The organism is Egicoccus sp. AB-alg2, from assembly GCF_041821065.1.
Lineage (GTDB): Bacteria > Actinomycetota > Nitriliruptoria > Nitriliruptorales > Nitriliruptoraceae > Egicoccus.
Genome location: NZ_JBGUAX010000005.1, coordinates 149865 through 166300 on the forward strand (window position 1 = coordinate 149865; position 16436 = coordinate 166300).

General features: G+C 74.0%; 11 protein-coding genes. 7 read left to right on the forward strand and 4 right to left on the reverse strand.

What is annotated here, in order from left to right; translation table 11 throughout:
* Positions 1–133: 133 nt before the first annotated feature.
* Complete coding sequence (locus ACERM0_RS10605; RefSeq protein ID WP_373678563.1) at positions 134–1060, reverse strand: TIGR03560 family F420-dependent LLM class oxidoreductase; 927 nt, start codon at positions 1058–1060, stop codon at positions 134–136.
* 136 nt (positions 1061–1196) lie between these two features.
* On the opposite strand from ACERM0_RS10605, the gene ACERM0_RS10610 reads away from it, so the two are divergent.
* The 6 genes from ACERM0_RS10610 to ACERM0_RS10635 all read left to right on the forward strand — a co-directional run bounded on the left by ACERM0_RS10610 (position 1197) and on the right by ACERM0_RS10635 (position 11643).
* A complete protein-coding gene (locus ACERM0_RS10610) occupies positions 1197–2144 on the forward strand; it encodes an aldo/keto reductase (protein WP_373678877.1) in 948 nt (315 codons plus the stop codon).
* A 268-nt stretch (positions 2145–2412) separates the two neighbouring features.
* Positions 2413–2967 (forward strand): hypothetical protein, encoded by a 555-nt coding sequence (locus tag ACERM0_RS10615; protein WP_373678564.1) that lies wholly within the window; start codon positions 2413–2415, stop codon positions 2965–2967.
* 525 nt (positions 2968–3492) lie between these two features.
* Complete coding sequence (locus tag ACERM0_RS10620; RefSeq protein ID WP_373678565.1) at positions 3493–6759, forward strand: DEAD/DEAH box helicase; 3267 nt, start codon at positions 3493–3495, stop codon at positions 6757–6759.
* Positions 6756–7211 carry a hypothetical protein gene (locus tag ACERM0_RS10625; protein ID WP_373678566.1) on the forward strand — a complete coding sequence of 152 codons (456 nt, stop codon included), beginning with the start codon at positions 6756–6758 and terminating at the stop codon, positions 7209–7211. Before ACERM0_RS10620 ends, ACERM0_RS10625 begins: the two co-directional genes overlap by 4 nt.
* Positions 7212–7325: 114 nt before the next feature.
* Positions 7326–9854 carry a S8 family serine peptidase gene (locus ACERM0_RS10630; protein ID WP_373678567.1) on the forward strand — a complete coding sequence of 843 codons (2529 nt, stop codon included), beginning with the start codon at positions 7326–7328 and terminating at the stop codon, positions 9852–9854.
* Between the two features lie 160 nt (positions 9855–10014).
* Entirely contained in the window at positions 10015–11643 is a 1629-nt protein-coding gene (locus ACERM0_RS10635; RefSeq protein ID WP_373678568.1) for a hypothetical protein, read from the forward strand.
* A gap of 39 nt (positions 11644–11682) precedes the next feature.
* Here the strand turns inward: ACERM0_RS10635 and ACERM0_RS10640 are convergent, their stop codons facing one another.
* Both ACERM0_RS10640 and ACERM0_RS10645 read right to left on the reverse strand, forming a co-directional pair.
* Positions 11683–12633, reverse strand: coding sequence for an aminoglycoside phosphotransferase family protein (locus ACERM0_RS10640; protein ID WP_373678569.1), 951 nt, complete (start codon positions 12631–12633; stop codon positions 11683–11685).
* On the reverse strand, positions 12630–14123 hold the full coding sequence (locus ACERM0_RS10645) for a potassium/proton antiporter (protein ID WP_373678570.1): 1494 nt from the start codon (positions 14121–14123) through the stop codon (positions 12630–12632). Before ACERM0_RS10645 ends, ACERM0_RS10640 begins: the two co-directional genes overlap by 4 nt.
* Before the next feature lie 88 nt (positions 14124–14211).
* Between ACERM0_RS10645 and ACERM0_RS10650 the strand changes: the two genes are divergently transcribed.
* Complete coding sequence (locus ACERM0_RS10650; protein ID WP_373678571.1) at positions 14212–14988, forward strand: UdgX family uracil-DNA binding protein; 777 nt, start codon at positions 14212–14214, stop codon at positions 14986–14988.
* A 109-nt stretch (positions 14989–15097) separates the two neighbouring features.
* On the opposite strand, the gene ACERM0_RS10655 is transcribed toward ACERM0_RS10650, so the two are convergent.
* The gene (locus ACERM0_RS10655) at positions 15098–16366 is read right to left on the reverse strand and encodes a hemolysin family protein (RefSeq protein WP_373678572.1); all 1269 of its coding nucleotides are present in this window, start codon (positions 16364–16366) and stop codon (positions 15098–15100) included.
* Positions 16367–16436 lie beyond the last annotated feature (70 nt).

The window sequence follows — 16436 nt, forward strand, 5'->3', positions numbered from 1 at the left end:
GCATTCGGCCGATCGGCCCCCGGGTCGCGAGCGGACGGCGCCCGTGCGCGCCCACGGGTGATCGCGCCGCCACCGCGCGTTCGACTGGTGGTGGGGCCGCCCGCGTCGGCGCGACCTGCACGGTTCCGGCCGGTCAGGTGAGCCGGCCGAGCAGGGCCACCTCGTCGACCTCGTCGTGCAGCAGGTGCTGCAGGAACACGCGCGACGCGCCGGCCTGCTCGAGCGCGGTCAGGCGTTCCGCGGCCTGTTCGACGGTGCCCATCACGTAGACGTCGCGCCGTCGTTCGATCCACGTGTCCAGCGGCTGGTCGCTGCCCTCGTCGGCGTGCAGCCGGCCGGCCCGGTCGCGGAAGTCGGCCTCGTCGGCGCCGACGACGCACCCGGTCATGACGGAGAACACCAGCGGTTCGCGCCCGACCTGCTCGCAGGCACGCACGATGTTGGCGCGTCGTTCGCGGACCTCGTCGAGCGTCGGGTGGACGGTGTTGTACTCGTCGGCCCAGCGCGCCGCGAGCGCGGCCGCGCGCGGCCCGGCCTGGCCGCCCATGATGATCGGCAGCCGCTCCTGGACCGGCTTGGGACGCGCCTCGCAGGCCTCCAGCCGGTAGTGCTCACCGGCGAAGTCGAACCGTTCCTCCTGGAACTGCCGGCGGATGATCTCCAGCTGTTCGGCGAGCACGTCGTAGCGGGTGCCGACCGCGTGGAAGGGGAAGCCGTAGGTGCGGTGCTCGAGGTCGTGCCAGCCGGCGCCCAGGCCGAGTTCGACCCGGCCGCCCGACACGTGGTCCGCCGTGACGACGTTCTTCGCCAGCACCGAGGGATGCCGGAACGAGGCCGGCGAGACCATCGTCCCGAGCCGGATCCGCGACGTGACGGCTCCCAGCGCCGTGAGCGTCGCCCACGCGTCCAGGGAGCTCAGCTCCGTGCGGTTGGCGACGGACTGGTAGTGGTCGGAGCGGAACAGGCCCTCCAGACCGGCGTCCTCGACGGCCTCGGCGAGCGCCAGCCACTGGGGCCAGGTGACGCTCTCCTGCCCCTCGACCATCAAGTTGATCCGCACGTCAGCGACCCTTCGTCGTCGTGGTCCTCGGCGCCATCCAAGCGGCCGGCAGGCCCTGGCGCGCGGCGTGGCGCCGCCCGTTAGGGTCGGCTCGTCCGTGCGGACCGGCACGGGCCAGCGGCGATCGGCGACGCGCGTGGAGTACCGGCGGTTGGGCGACTCGGGCCTCGTGGTCTCCGTGGCGGGGCTGGGCTGCAACAACCTCGGTCGCCGCCTGGACCTCGACGGTTCCCGGCGGGTCGTCCACGCGGCCCTCGACGCCGGCATCACCTTCTTCGACACCGCCGACGCCTACGGGGACTCGGAACTGCACCTGGGCGAGGTGCTGCGCGGCCACCGCGACGAGGTGGTCCTGGCCACGAAGTTCGGCCTGCCCGTCGACCACAACGGTCCGGACTGGCAGGCGCGTGGGTCACGGGCCTACGTCCGCCGCGCCGTGGAGTCCTCCTTGCGCCGGCTGCGGACCGAGCACATCGACCTCTACCAGTACCACCGGCCGGATCCGGCCACGCCGATCGAGGAGACGCTCGCGGCGCTCGACGAACTGGTGCACGAGGGCAAGGTCCGCTACGTCGGCTCCTCCAACTTCGCCGGTTGGCAGGTCGCCGACGCCGACTGGGTGGCGCGCTCGCGAGGCCTCCAACGCTTCATCAGCGCACAGAACCACTACAGCCTCCTGGAGCGCGACGTCGAGGCCGCGGTGGTGCCGGCGTGCGGGCGCTTCGGCGTGGGGCTGCTGCCCTACTTCCCCCTGGCGAGCGGCCTGTTGACCGGCAAGTACCGCCGCGGCGAGCCCGCGCCGGAGGGCACGCGCCTGCACGGCTCGCCGCGCGCGCAGCGGTGGCTCCAGGACGCCCGGTTCGACGTCGTCGAACGGCTGGACGCCTTCGCGCGCGAACGCGGGGTCGGCCTGCTCGACGTGGCGCTGGGTGGCCTGGCGGCACAGCCGGCGGTCGCATCGGTGATCGCGGGCGCCACCCGCCCCGAGCAGATCACCGCCAACGTCGCCGCGACGGCCTGGCAGCCGACGGCGCAGGACCTGGCCGCCCTCGACGAGGTGGCGCCGACCCCACGCGAGCGCTAGCGGCGCCCACGCTCGTGTGACCGCCGCGGGAGGCTGACGGCGTGCCCGTCGCGCGCCTCGGCCGGGTAGGTGGCCGCGTCGGTGTGCGGGGTCTGTGGGGCCGAAGCGGTGGACGCGCCCGGGTGGGGCGCAAAGGTCCCGGCCGGGTCGGGACCTTCCGCGCGCCAGATCAGGCCTTGCGACCGGCGATACGAACCGTCGCACCGTCGACACTTCCCTCAACGGCACCGACACCGGCGCCACCACCCACCGAACAAGCGAGACCCACATGAGCACCGACCTCACCACCGGCCGCGCCCAGGGCACCGCCCCCAAGATCGAACTCCACCTGCGCCCCAACCGGCTGTTCACCCTCGTCGCCTTCGCCGCCATCATCATCGGCACCTTCTCCGCCCTCGGCGGCATCGGCGGCGCCATCTACACCTACCGCACCGCCGCCGTGGAGAACATCGTCACCCCCGACGACGCCGCCATCCCCGGCATCGCCGTGCGCGGCCCGATCTCCATGTGGGTCCAGTCCGACATCATCACCCACCACCAGCTCGAGTCCACCGAAGGGCTGCGCTACGCCGAGATGGAACGCATGGTCCCCCAGATCGACGAAGCCACCGGCGAGGTCGTGCTCGACGAAGCCGGCGAACCCGTCATGGTCCCCAACGACGCCCGCATGAGCTGGATCACCGCCACCTCGCTCACCACCGTGCTCGCCCTCGGAATCCTGTCCTACGCCTTCTCCGCCTTCGCCTTCGTGGTCGGCCTGACCCTGCTCGGCCTCGGCCTGGTCGTCCTCAAGCTCCGCCGCGACGCCGTCGCCTTCGCCTGACGAACCCAACTCGCAGCACACGCTCCACGATCCGGGGGAACGGGTCCCGCGACAACCGCAGCGGGACCCGGCACGGGGGAGACGGGGCACACGGAGGGCCGGTGGTTTCGACCACCGGCCCTCCGGCATGTCGTCCACCCGCAGACGGGCGACGAACGGGCACCTCGGAAATGGGTGGACGATCGCCGTCTCGCCGGTAGGCTGGTCGCGCGCCGGGGCGGCACCCTCCCGCACCGGCACCTGGCTCTCGGACCGGGCCGCGCCGCTCGCAGGCAGTGTCGCCGCCGACGAGGGGTGCGGCAGACGCGTCGCCGCCTACACGGTCCGAGGCGCACTGCGTCCCCACCCGGGGGCGCGCGGACGGTGGCATGCCGCCGGTCGACGACCGGCTGGCCTGGACGGGGCAGCAACGTCGGTCCCGCATGGGCCAGCACCCCACCCGGCAGGTGCGGGCGTGGGTTCGCCGACCGTGCGACGCGAACGTGCGGACGACGCCGCGCGAGACGACTCGGATGCGTTCTCGCCGTGGACGGCACGAAAGAGACGACCATCAGCACCACGACAGCACCACGGCCGGTGACGCTGGGCGACTTCCGCGAACTCGCCCAGGCCCACCTCGACGGCCTCGCGAGCGACGCCGACCTCGCGGTCCTCGAGTCCCACGAGGAAGAGTGGGTCGAGGCGCTGCAGGCAATGCGGCGCGACGCGCAGGGCACGATCGACCGGCTCCGCAAGGAACTCCACGGTCCCGAGCGAGCGCTCGTGCTCGCCGACTTCGAGGAGGAGCGCGACCGCGTCGACGACATGCTCGTCGAGCTGACCGGGCAGGACCCCCGTCGACGCCAGGACCGCGACGGCGACCGCCGCGAGGAGCGCGAGCAGGCCCCGCCGCCGCAGCCGGCCGTCGTGGGCGTGACCCAGTTGCAGCTGACCTGGGACCGTGGCGACGTGGTGGCCTGGGCCGGCGGCTACGAGGCCGACGCCGACGACGTCGAGTCGCTGCGGACCCGGCTCAAGCAGGTCGGCGCCGGAAGCGACGTGTGGGGCGACCACGAGCCGGTGAAGCTGCCGGGCGGCGAGAAGGTCGACGCCGTGGCCGCACCCGTGCGCAGCTCCCTCGGCTGGCTGGTGTCGCTGAACTCGACCCACGACGACGAGGCACTGGGCGCGTCGGTGACCTGGATGGGGCTGGCGGCCGCGCTGGCGGTGCGGCTGGTCGCGCACGGGCGGATGGTGCCGCAGCTGCAGAAGGTCGGCGACGCGCCGGCGAACCGGTCGTACTTCGCCGTGCGCTGGGATGCCACGCTGATCGACCACGACGAGCTCACCGCCCTGGCCAAGTCGATGCCCGGCGTCGTCGCGGCGCTCGACCGCCGCGATCCGCGGGCGATCACCCGCTCGATCGTGGCCGCGTTCGTCGACGCGATCTGCCGCGAGGCCGCAGCGCGGGTCGAGGTCCCCGCACCACCCCCGCAGCCGCGCAGCGCCTCCGAGGTCGCCGAGGCCGTCCTCGGCCGCCTCGACGGCTCCACGTTCGAGGCGCTGCACCAGCAGGGCAGCGAGATCGCCAAGGGACTGAAGACCTGGGCCGAGGGCGTCACGGGCGCACCCAAGGTCGGCCTGGTCGTGCAGCTCGACCCGCCCGACGAGGGCGACGCCTGGCTGCTGCGGACGCTGACCTCGGCGGCCGGCCGCAAGGAGGAGCCGGTCGAGGCGGCCATGTCGCGTGCCAAGCACGAGCGCAAGGAGGCGATCAAGCGCGAGCTCGAGCGCCTGGAGGGGCTCTACGCCCCGCTCGCCCGCGGCAAGGACACCCGCCGCGGCCAGGTCATCCTGAGCCAGGACGAGGCGTGGGAGCTGATGGCCCACACCGGCTCCGTGCTGGTCGCCGCCGGGTTCGAGGTGCGCGTCCCGCCGCTGGCGAAGAAGAAGGCGACCCCCTCGCTGCGCGTCACCTCGACCGGCGAGCACGAGACGGCCGTCGGTGCCCAGCAGCTCTCCAGCGTGCGGTGGTCGGCCGTCTTCGACGACGTCGAACTGACCGCCGACGACATCCAGCGCCTCGCGAAGGAGTCGCGGCCGCTGGTCAAGTCCCACGGCCGCTGGGTCGAGGTGGACCACGCCGACCTGCAGGCGGCGGCCGAGGCGCTGGCCGAGCGCGAGAAGCAGACCCGGCTCACCGGCGCGGACATGCTGCGCTACGCGCTGGGGCTCGACGGCACGGCCCTCGGTCGACCGGTCTCGGTCGGCGGCGAGGGCTGGGCGGCCGACCTGCTGCGCAGCGCCCGCGAGATCCCGCCGCACCCGCCGACCAGTCCGCCCGGCTTCGAGGGCGAGCTGCGCAGCTACCAGGCCAACGCCCTGGCGTGGCTGGAGTTCCTCGACGGCGCCGGGCTGGGCGGCTGCCTCGCCCTCGACATGGGCCTCGGCAAGACCCCGACGCTGCTCGCCCACCTGCGCCTGTCGCGCGAGGCCGGGCCGGCACTGGTCATCGCCCCACCCGCCGTCGTCGGCAACTGGGCCTCCGAGGCGGCCAAGTTCGTCCCGGAGCTGCGGGTCCGGGTCCACCACGGCGTGGACCGCGCCAGCCTGGAGACCATCGCCGAGGAGGTCGCCGACACCGACGTCCTGCTGACCACCTACGGCACCGCCCTGCGTGACGTCGAGGCCCTCGCCCAGCTCGAGTGGAACAAGGTCGTCCTCGACGAGGCGCAGGTCATCAAGAACCCGACGTCGGAGACGGCCCAGCAGCTGCGCCGGCTGCAGGCCCGCAACCGCGTCGTGTTGACCGGCACCCCGATCGAGAACGGCCTCGGCGACCTGTGGGCGCTGATGGACTTCGTCAACCCGGGGCTCGTCGGCGACCGGGCCACGTTCGTGGCGCAGATGCAGAAGGCGTCGGAGTCGGGCTCGACCGCCGAGTCCGCGCTGAAGACCCTCAACGGCGTGCTCGTCTTCCGCCGGACCAAGGCCGAGCCGGTCATCGCCGAGGAGCTGCCCGACCGCATCGACGCGCTGGACCACTGTCCGATGACGCCCGAGCAGATCGGCCTGTACCAGGCCGTCCTCGACCAGCTCGTGGCGGAGACCGCCGAGGCCGAACCGGGCGCGCCCAAGAAGAAGGGCGCGGTGTTGGCCGCCATCACGGCGCTCAAGCAGATCTGCAACCACCCGGCCGCCTACACCGGCGACGACGGGCCGTTGGCCGACCGCTCCGGCAAGCTCACCCGCCTCGAGGAGATCGTCGACAACGTCTTCGAGGCCAACGAGCGGATGCTGATCTTCACGCACTTCGCGACCTGGGGTGAGCGGCTCGCCGCACACCTCACCGCCCGCACCGGCCTGCCGATCGCCTGCTACCACGGTGGCCTGGCCCGCGGCCGGCGGGACCGGATGGTCAAGGAGTTCCAGGAGGGCACCGGCCCGGGCGCCATGGTGCTGTCGCTGAAGGCGGGCGGCACCGGGCTCAATCTCACCGCCGCCAGCCACGTCGTGCTCTACGACCGCTGGTGGAACCCGGCGGTCGAGGACCAGGCCCGCGACCGCGTGTGGCGCATCGGGCAGACCCGGACGGTCGTCGCCCACCGGCTCGTCTGCCCCGGCACCGTCGACGAACGCGTCGAGGAGGTCGTGGCCGGCAAGCGACAGATCGCCGACCTGGTGCTGCCCAAGTCCAGTTCCGTCGACGACCTCGACTCCGAGCAGCTGCGCCGGGCGCTCGGGCTGGACAGCTCGGCGCTGCTCACGGACGAGTCCGCCCTGCCCACCGCCGACACCGGAGGTCGAGCATGAGTGCCGCACGCAACACCGGCCGGCGGGCTTCGCGCCGACGCGGCCGTGGGCGCGCCGGCGGCCAGCAGCAGCCGGCCGCGCAGGAGGAACGCCGCAACCAGCGCACCGGCGGCGGCAGTGGCAGCGGTGGCGGCGGTGGTGGCGGCGGTGGTGGCAAGCCCCCGCGCGGCAACCGCCGCAACCGCGGGCGCGGTCGCAACCAGCCGGACCCGGTCGCCTTCTGGGGGGACCCGGCCCAGCTGCCCGAGACCGAGACCGGCGTGCAGATCACGGACGCCCCCGCCGCGGTGCCGCGCTCGCTGGGCACGCCACCGCTGCCGGGTCACGAGCAGATCGCGGCCCACTACTTCACCGTCGTCTACGACCGCGCCGTGACCACGGCTGGTGCGCTCGCCGCCGCCGGCGGGCTCATCGATCCCAACGGGCTCGCCGAGGAACTCGACGAGGAATAGCCGGGCGCGCGCGCCACGATCGCCTAGCGTTCGTGCGGAATCCGGGGTCGCCGGCCGACGGGGGGCGGCAGGCCCCGGTGCAGGGGCTCCTCCGACGCGTGGCAGGACGACGGCGTGCGCGACACGACACTCTCCCGACGGTTGCTCGTGGCGTCGCTCGGCGCCGGATTGCTGGCCACGGCGACGGTCGCACCGGCCAGCGCGACCGCCGCGGCACCGGCCGCCGACGACGTGCCGGCCGGCTCGCTGATGATCGACCTCCCTGCCCCGCCGTCGCCCGAGCGCCTCCGCGAGCTGCGTGTGGCGACCCGCGACGCGCGAGCCGAGGGACCGCTGGTGCGCGCCGACGGCGAGGTGTTCCGCCGGTCGTCGGCCAGCAGCGTCGCCCACTACTACGACGACTACTGCGGGGACGCGGGCGAGGCACCGCTCGACCTGCGGGCCGCAGCGATCGTCGACGCCACGGCGGCGTCGACCGCGCACTACGGCTTCGTGGTGGAGACGTGCAAGCCCATCACGGCCAGCCAGCTGGCCAGCGGGGTCACCCTGCAACTCGTCACCGACGAGGACCGGCCGCAAGATCGCCGACGCTTCGAGATCTTCCTGAGCGCCATCGGGAAGACCGTGGTCGGTGCGGTTCACGACCTCGACAGCTCCGACGACGAGCCGACGTTCCTCGGCACCGGTCAGCTGGCACCGGACGGCCATGGCGCCGGGTTCGCCTTCCCCGCCACGGCCATCGCGGGCGTCGACAGCTTCTTCTTCGTGATCACGTCGTTCGGGCCCGACGATGCGGCCGTCGACCGCATGCCCGAGTACGACGACGCCGTCATGCCGGACGGGGAGATCGACATCCCCGAGGACGGCGTGCCGCCGGAGCCGCCGGGCTACTTCCCCGACGGCTCGTGCCAGGTGGACAGCGTCGCCCGGCAGACCGTCACGGCCGCATCCGGTCGCCTCGCCGAGTCGCTCGCGGCCGTACGGACGGCGGGGCTGACACCGACGTCGGTCCACGAGGCGTCGGGCACGTTCGAGGTCCTGTTGGCCTCCCCGGACCACGTCGACGCGGTGCGGCGCCTGGCCGGGGTCGTCGACGTCCGGTCCTCGCAGGTCTTCACCCGGGCCGCGACCGACCCGGTGGCGACGGCGGCCCAGGCCAACGCCTGGTGGCGCACGCAGGTCCGCGCCTCGGCCGCCTCCGGTCGCGCGTCCGGCGCCGGCGTGACGATCGCGGTCATCGACGACGGCGTGAACGGCAGCCGGTCGGAATTGCGCAACCGTGTCGCGGCCGGATTCGACGCGCTGCGCGGCGTCGCCATCCCCGCAGCGGCCAACTCCGACCGCGGTGGGCACGGCACCGCCGTCGCCGGCGTGGCGGCGGCCCGGCCCGGCGAGCAACTCACGGGCATCGCCTGGGGCGCCACCATCCGCCCCTACCAGGTGTTCGACTTCGCCGGCTGTGCCGGTGCCTCGGCGATCGCGGCGGCCATCGACCGGGCGGTCGCCGACGGCGCCGACGTCATCAACCTCTCCCTCGGCGGGCCGGGGACGACCATCAACCCGCTGGCGCGTTCGCTGAACCGCGCCCGGAACGCCGGCGTGCTGGTGGTGGCGGCCGCCGGGAACGAGAACTCGAACAACGTCGCGGTGGCACCGGCCGATCACTCGGCCACGCTGGCGGTCGCCGCCACCCGCCCCGACCGCAGCCGCGCTTCCTACTCCAACCGCGCCCCATGGGTGGAGATCGCCGCGCCCGGCGGACAACGCACGGCCGAGGGGTACACCGCGGGCAACAGCATCCTGACGCTCGGCGCGCGTGACGGTTACGACCTCTTCAACGGCACGTCGTTCTCCACGCCGATCGTCGCCGGGGCGGCCGCGCTGTTCATGGAGGCGACCAACTCCTCGGCCGAGCAGACCCGCACCGCACTGGGCGCGACCGCGCTCGACCTCGGCGCCCCCGGCCGCGACACCGCGTTCGGGCACGGCCTGCTCGACGTCCGTGAACTGCTGCGGACGCGCCCGCCCGTGCGTGACCTGCGCAACACCTGCCGGGACGCGGAGCGCGACGCGTTCCCGGACGTGACGAACGCGACCACCGTCCACGCCGCCGCGATCGACTGCGTCGCCCACTACCAGATCGCCGGCGGCTTCGTCGACGGCAGCTACCGGCCCGGCCGCAAGGTCACCCGCGGCCAGATGGCGACCTTCATCGCGAACATGATCGACGAGACCGGAGGCACGCTGCCGGCGCCGCGGCCGACACGGCTCACGGACATCGCCGGCCACGCGCACGAGGCCAACATCCAACGCCTGGTCACGGCCGGGATCGTCGGCGGCTTCCCGGACCGCACCTTCCGCCCCAACGCGTACGTCAAGCGCGACCAGATGGCGCGCTTCCTGGCGGCGGCGCTGGAGTACCGCACCGGCGAGGACCTGATCGAGGCCGACGCCGGCTTCCCGGACATCGCCGGCAACACCCACGAGGCCTTCATCGACAAGGCCGCCACCGCCGGACTCGCGGGCGGCGACGCGCGTGGCCGCTACCAGCCGCGCGGCGACGTCAGCCGGGAGCAGATGGGCTCGTTCCTGGCACGCACCGTCGCCTACCTCGTGGACACGGGTGAGGCCAGCCCGCGCTGAGCCGAACCGGCGGCGGGTCCCGGGTGGCGACACGCCGCCCGGTGGCGGTTCGCGGGCACGGTGCCGGTTCGTGGGCCCGGGCGGCCCCGTCCGTGGCGGTGCGGCTCGCAGTACGTTCGCCGGGCACGGAGCATCCCGAGTACGACCGCGAAGGGCCGCCGTGGCACGACGGCAGTGCGAGGCGTGTGGCGCGTCGTGGCCGCGCGCGACCAGCCGCTGGTGCGGCCGCTGCGGCGCGGCGCTCACCGGCCCGCGCGGGGTCACCGTCGGCCGGACCCGACCGCGTGGCGCGGTCGTCCTGGGCCTCCTGGCGGTGCTGGGTGTGGCCGTCGGCTACCGGGCGCTCCCGCCCGATCCGCTGGCCGCGGGCGATCCGGCCATGCCCGGCGACGTGGACGTCCAGCTGCCCGTCGAGGCGCGCCCCGGCCCGGACGCCGATCCCCCGCGTGCCGGTGTCACACCGTCCGACCCGGACACGGACCCGGATGCGGCGTCGGATCCGGCGGGCGGCCGCGGCGTGCCGCGTGAGGACAGCTGTTTCCCGCAGGGTTGCGCCGCCTGGCAGGTGGACGGGGTCGACCACCGCAACGTGTGGGTCGGGGACGGGCTGGTCGTGCACGCGAGCCGCGACGGGATGCTGGCGCTCGACCCACACACCGGCGAGGTGCGCTGGCAGCGCCCCACGGCGTCGGACGCCGCCCAGGCCTGGTCCCACGACCTGCGTGGCGCCGTCGGCGGTGGCCTCGTCGCCGTCGCCGACGGCCCGCGGTTGCTGCTGTTCGACGCCACCGACGGCCATCAGCGGACCACGACGGAGCTGCCCTTCGCCCGGGCCTCGGAGCTGGCCTGGCTCGGTGACCGGCTGCTGGTGGCCGGCGGCCCGGTCGGGCAGGGCTCCCAGGGCGAGCTGCTGGTGGTGGACGTGGACGGTGCGGTGCTCGGCCACCACGTCGGCACGCCGCTCCTCCAGCCCGAACGCCACCCGGCTCCCCCGCTGCCGTTCCTCGCCACGCCCGCCGGCGGCATCCAGCGGGTCTCGCTGGTGGACGGGCGCGTCGACTGGGAGGCGGCCGGGCCCTACCGGTTCGCGTTCGTCGGCCAGGGCGGCATCCAGGCCGTCGCCGACGGGCGCGTCGACCGCATCGACGCGGACACGGGCGAGGTCACCGGCAGCGTCGCCACCGACGTACACGAGGGTGCCGATCCGTTCTCCGCGGCCCCCTGGGTGCTCGTCGAGGACACCGACCGACGCACCGCCGTCGACCCGGCGACCGGCGAGGTCGCCTTCGAGCGCGCCTTCGACCCGGACGTGCACCGCGGCCTGCTCGCCGAACCGCTGGGCCGCCGGATCCTCGGCATCGAGGTGCTCGCGTCCGGACGTGAACTGCTCGCCTTCGTCGTCGGCGCGGACGGAGCGATCGAGGACGAGGCCCGCCTGCGACTGCCGGCCGGCGTGGCGCTCGCCGACCGGCCGCTGCTCGAGGTGGTCGACGTGGAGGCGGGCCTGGTGGACCTGGTACTCGGTCGCGGCCGCAGCGTCGTGCGGCTGCGGACGGACCCGCTGCGGGTCGCCTACGAACGCCACCTCCAGGTCGCCGACAGCGCGCACGTCGACTGGCGGGGAGGCCTGACGTTCGTCCGCCAGGACGGTCTCACCCGCGTGTACGGCTCCGGCGGGCAGGTCGAACTGCCGGGGAGCGTGCAGGTGGCCTCGGCCGATCCGCTGCTGGTGCACGGGGGCGTCGGGCTGGTGCGGGTCGACCGCGACCTGCTCGACGCCCCGACGTGATCGCACCGGCATCGGCGCACGAGGACGGCGCAAGTCCCGTCACCCCGGCAGCCGTTCGTCGACGCGCGCCAGCACGGACGCCTGCCCGAAGGCGGCCGCGGCCTCGGCGTGGCGGCCGTGGTGGTCCTGCCACAGGGCCATCTCGATCGTCCGGGCGACCGACCAGGCCGCGAGCCGCTGCGGCGCCACGCCGACCAGCGCGCCGAAGCGCCGGTACCGCTCCGCGAGCCGGGCCGCCGGATCGGGCGCCGCGAACGGTGCGTCCAGCTGGGTCAGCAAGGGCCAGGGGTCGTAGGCCGGGTCGCCGAGCATCGGCTTCGCGTCGATGGCCTGCCAGCCCGCCGCCGCGTCGCTGAGCACGTTGCCGGGATTGAAGTCGCCGTGCAACATCACCGAGGTCTCCACGCTCGGCAGGCTCCGGAGCAGCGCGATGCCGTGGCGCGCCAGGCCGGGGTCGTGGCGGCCGTCCGTCGCCGCCAGCCGCGACTCGGCCAGCGCGGCCCAGGACGCAGCCACCGTGGCGAGTTCCGGCACCAGGTGCACCGGCAGGGGCGGCGTCGGCGGGGCGACGTCCCAGAGCCGTCGCAGGACCGTGGCCGCCGTGCGGAGGCGCACGTCGGCCGGGGCGTCGTGGTCGCGCAGCGACACGCCGGGACGGCAGCGCGACAACAGCAGCGCCCAGCGCGACGGGTCGTGCCGCAACAGCCGGACGGCGCCGTGGCCGGACCAGTGCGTCAGGGCGGCGGCCTCGCCGGCCGCCTCCGGGTGCGGCCACACCACCTTCAGCACGACCTCCCGGCCGTCGCTGGTCACGGCCGGGGCCGTCCAGGCGGTGCGCCCCTCGGGCCACGGCGCACCGATCCGGAGCCGCCAGTCGCGCGCCAGGTCCGCGACCAGGGCGGGCAGGGCCTGCAGCCAGTCGCGCCCGTCGGCGCGGCTGCCCAGCTCGCGGACGACGGCGAGGTCGTCGCCGAACGCCCCGACGGTCACGGCGCCTCCTCACCGTCGACGGTCTGGTGGCGCCGGTCGCGGGCCCACCGACTGACCAGCGCCGCGGCGTCCTCGCTGGCCGCCACGGTGATCACCAGCTGGTCGTCGGGGTGCAGCCGCGTCGCCCCCGTCGGCACCAGCATCGCGTGTCCCCGCACGAGCGTGGTGATCAGCATGCCCTCCGGCACGGGAACCTCGCGAAGCCGCCGGCCACAGATCGGGAGCTCCTCGGCCACGGTCAACTCCACGAGGTGCACGTCCAGCGACTCGATCGGGAGCGCCTCGGCGAGGTTCTCCCAGGCCGGCCGGTCCTCCTCCAGCCCGAGGCGACGCACCAGCGGCGCCACCGTGACGCCCTGCAGGGCGACCGAGACCAGCACGACGAAGAACACCACGTTGAAGATGGTGGCGCCCGCCGGGTAGCCGGCCGTCAGCGGGAACGTCGCCAGCACGATCGGCACGGCGCCGCGCAGACCGGCCCACGACGCGACCACCTGCTCACGCCAGCCGAACCCGAACGGGGTCAGGCACACCATCGTCGCGACCGGGCGGGAGACGAACAGCAGCACAGCCGTGGCGGCCAGCGCAGGACCGGCCACCTCGCCCAGCTGCGACGGGAACACGAGCAGCCCGAGCATCAGGAACAGCCCCAGGTCGGCACTGTTGGCCAGCGTGGTGGCGAAGTTGCGGATGACGCGCCGCTCCCGTGGAACCCACGCGCCGATTGCCAGGCCGGCGACGTAGACCGCGAGGAACCCGGACGCGCCCGCCACGGCGGCGCTGCCGTAGGCCACGGCCGCGACCGCGAAGGCCAGCAGGGGGTACAGCGCCTGAGCCCGCAGCCGCCAGCGCCGCAGCAGCACCACGCCGAACGCGCCGGCGAGCGCGCCGAAGGCCAGGCCACCGACCAGCTGGCGGGCACCGAACGTGAACCACTCCGTCCAGTCCAGCGGCGCGTCGGCGGTGGCGAGGATGCTGATCGTCAACACGACCGCGAACGGGTCGTTCGCGCCCGATTCGACCTCCAGCGCGGACGCGATACGCCGCGGCAGCGGGGTGCGACGCAGCAGGTCGAAGACCGCCGCGGCGTCGGTCGAACCGACGATCGCGCCCAGCAGGAACCCCGTCCGCCAGCCGACGTCGAGCAGCAGCACCAGCGCACCGGCGGTGACGGCCGCGGTGATCAGCACGCCGAGGTTCGAGAGCACGAACCCCGGCAGACCACCGCGGCGCAGGTCGGCCGGTTTCGTCGTCAGCCCACCCTCGAACAGGATCACGACCAGCGCGATGACCCCGAGGTCGCGGGCCAGCGCGACGTCACCGAACGGCACCCAACCGAACCCGTCGCTGCCCAGCAGCATCCCCAGCCCGAGGGACAGCAGCGCGCCCGGGACGCGCAGCCGGTCGGAGAGCCCCGCGACGAGCACCGCCGCCACCAACAGCGCGCCCACGACCAGCACCGGCGCATCGACCGGGAGGGTGACCGACAATCCACCCTCCTACGGCCGGGCCGCCCACCCTACGGGGCCGCCCGCCCGCGTGCGATCGTTCGCCGGGACGAGCGCCGGAGGTCACACGATGGTGGAGCAACCGGACACCGCGGCGGTACTGATCCCGCCGGACGCGTCGCTGGACGAGCTGGCCCGGATCGCGGCCGGCTGCACGGCCTGCGACCTGCACCTGACGGGTACGCAGACGGTCTTCGGCGAGGGCGCGCCGGACGCCGAGCTCGTGCTGGTCGGCGAGCAGCCGGGCGATCGGGAGGACCAGGAGGGCCACCCGTTCGTCGGTCCGGCCGGCCGCGAGCTCGACCGGGCGCTGGAGTCGGTCGGGCTGGGCGAGACGGCCCAGTACCGCACGAACGCCGTCAAGCACTTCAAGTGGTCGGAGCGGCGCGGCAAGCGGCGCATCCACGAGAAGCCGAACCGCATCGAGATCCGCGCCTGCCTGCCGTGGCTGCAGGCGGAGCTGGCACGCACCAGCCCGCGGGTGCTGGTGCTGCTCGGCGCCACCGCCGCCCAGGCGGTGTTGGGCCCTCAGGTCAAGGTCACCAAGGCGCGCGGACGCCTGCACGTCGGCCCGCACCGGCTGCCGGCGATCCCGACGGTGCACCCGTCGTCGGTGCTGCGCGCCCGCTCGGACGCCGACCGGTTCGCCGCCCGCGAGGCGTTCGAGGACGACCTCGCCGCGGTCGCCACGCTGCTGGATGCCGGACCGGCCGCGCTGGCGGCGTCCGAGACCGTCGACGACCTGCGCGTGCTGGCCGCGGAGCTGGAGCTGGCCGTGCCGTCAGGTGCACGCAAGGCCGACCTGGTCGACGCGGTGGCGGCCGCCTTCGCGGACCGGGCGGCCTGAGCTCCGCACCGCGGCCGAGATCCTTTGGTCGCCGACGCCGGGGTCTTGGGAAACTGGCTGGAGACCGCTCATCGAGGCTTCCGACCGAGGGCCCATGCAGCCGCAGCGGTCAGCTCGGGGGCGGCTCGTTCGGCTGCTCCTGGATTCGGACCCGTTCGGCGATGCGTCGCCGCACGGAGAGGACCTCGAAGCGGTCACCGTCCAGCTCCACCTCGTCGCCCGCCACCGGGATGCGACCGAGCTGTTCGACGATCAGGCCACCCACCGTCGTGGCGTCCTCGGCCTCCACTTCGATGCCGAGATCCTCCAGGTCGTGGACGGGGAAGCTCCCCGGCACGACCACAGCTCCGTCCGGTTCGTGGACCACGCTCAGCACGTCCCGGTCGTGCTCGTCGTAGATCTCGCCCACCAGCTCCTCGACCAGGTCTTCCACGGTGATGATCCCCTCGACCCCACCGTGTTCGGACACGACCAGCGCCAGCTGCTGCCGCGCGGACTGCATCTCGCCCAGCGCGACGACCGCGTTGAGCGACTCCGGCAGCGCAGTGGCCGGCCGGGCATGGTCCTGGACGGTCCCGGACCGGCCGACCATCCCCAGCACCGAAACCGTCCGGTCCGCGTCGTCGAGGTCCTCGGTGAACACCGGCGCTCGGCTGTGGCCGGCCGCCGCCAGCCGCTGCAATGCCTCCTCCACCGTGGTGTCCGCGGGCAGCGCGACCACCCGTGCGCGCGGTACCAGGACCTGGCGCAAGGTGCGGTCGGCGACCTCCAGGGCGCCGTCGATGATCTGCCGCTGCTCTGCGGTGTAGGTCTCCTGCGTCGCGATGAGATCGCGGATCTCTTCGCTGGTCACCGCCTGCCGGTCGACATCAGGATCGCCGCGGAACAGCCGGACCGTGAGGTCGGTGGCATGCGACAGCAGCCAGATCGCCGGTGCGACGATCTTGGAGATCACCACCAGCGGCCGGGCCGCCAGCAGCCCCCACGCCTCGGCCCGCTGCATCGCCAACCGCTTCGGGGCCAGCTCACCGAACACCAGCGTCACGAACGTCAGCGCGAGTGTGATCGAGAAGATGGCCGCCGGACGGGCGGCGCGTCCCAGGAACGACAGCGGCTCGACCAGCGGTTCGGCCAGCGCCACCGCCGCGGTCGCCGACGCCAGGAAGCCTGCCAGCGTGATCCCGATCTGGATCGTGGACAGGAACCGGTTCGGCTCCCTCGCCAACTGCGCGAGCACCCGTCCGGCGGCCGAGCGCTGCTCGAGACGCGCCAGCTGGCCTTCGCGCAACGAGATCAACGCGATCTCGGAGCCAGCGAACGCGGCGTTGAGGACGATGAGGAACGCGACCAGCCCGAGCTGGACGCCTATGCCGTTCACCTGGGTCGCAACCTCGATACGGGCAGAGCAGCGTACGTCAGCGCCGCCCTACCGACGTGCTGCGAAGCCT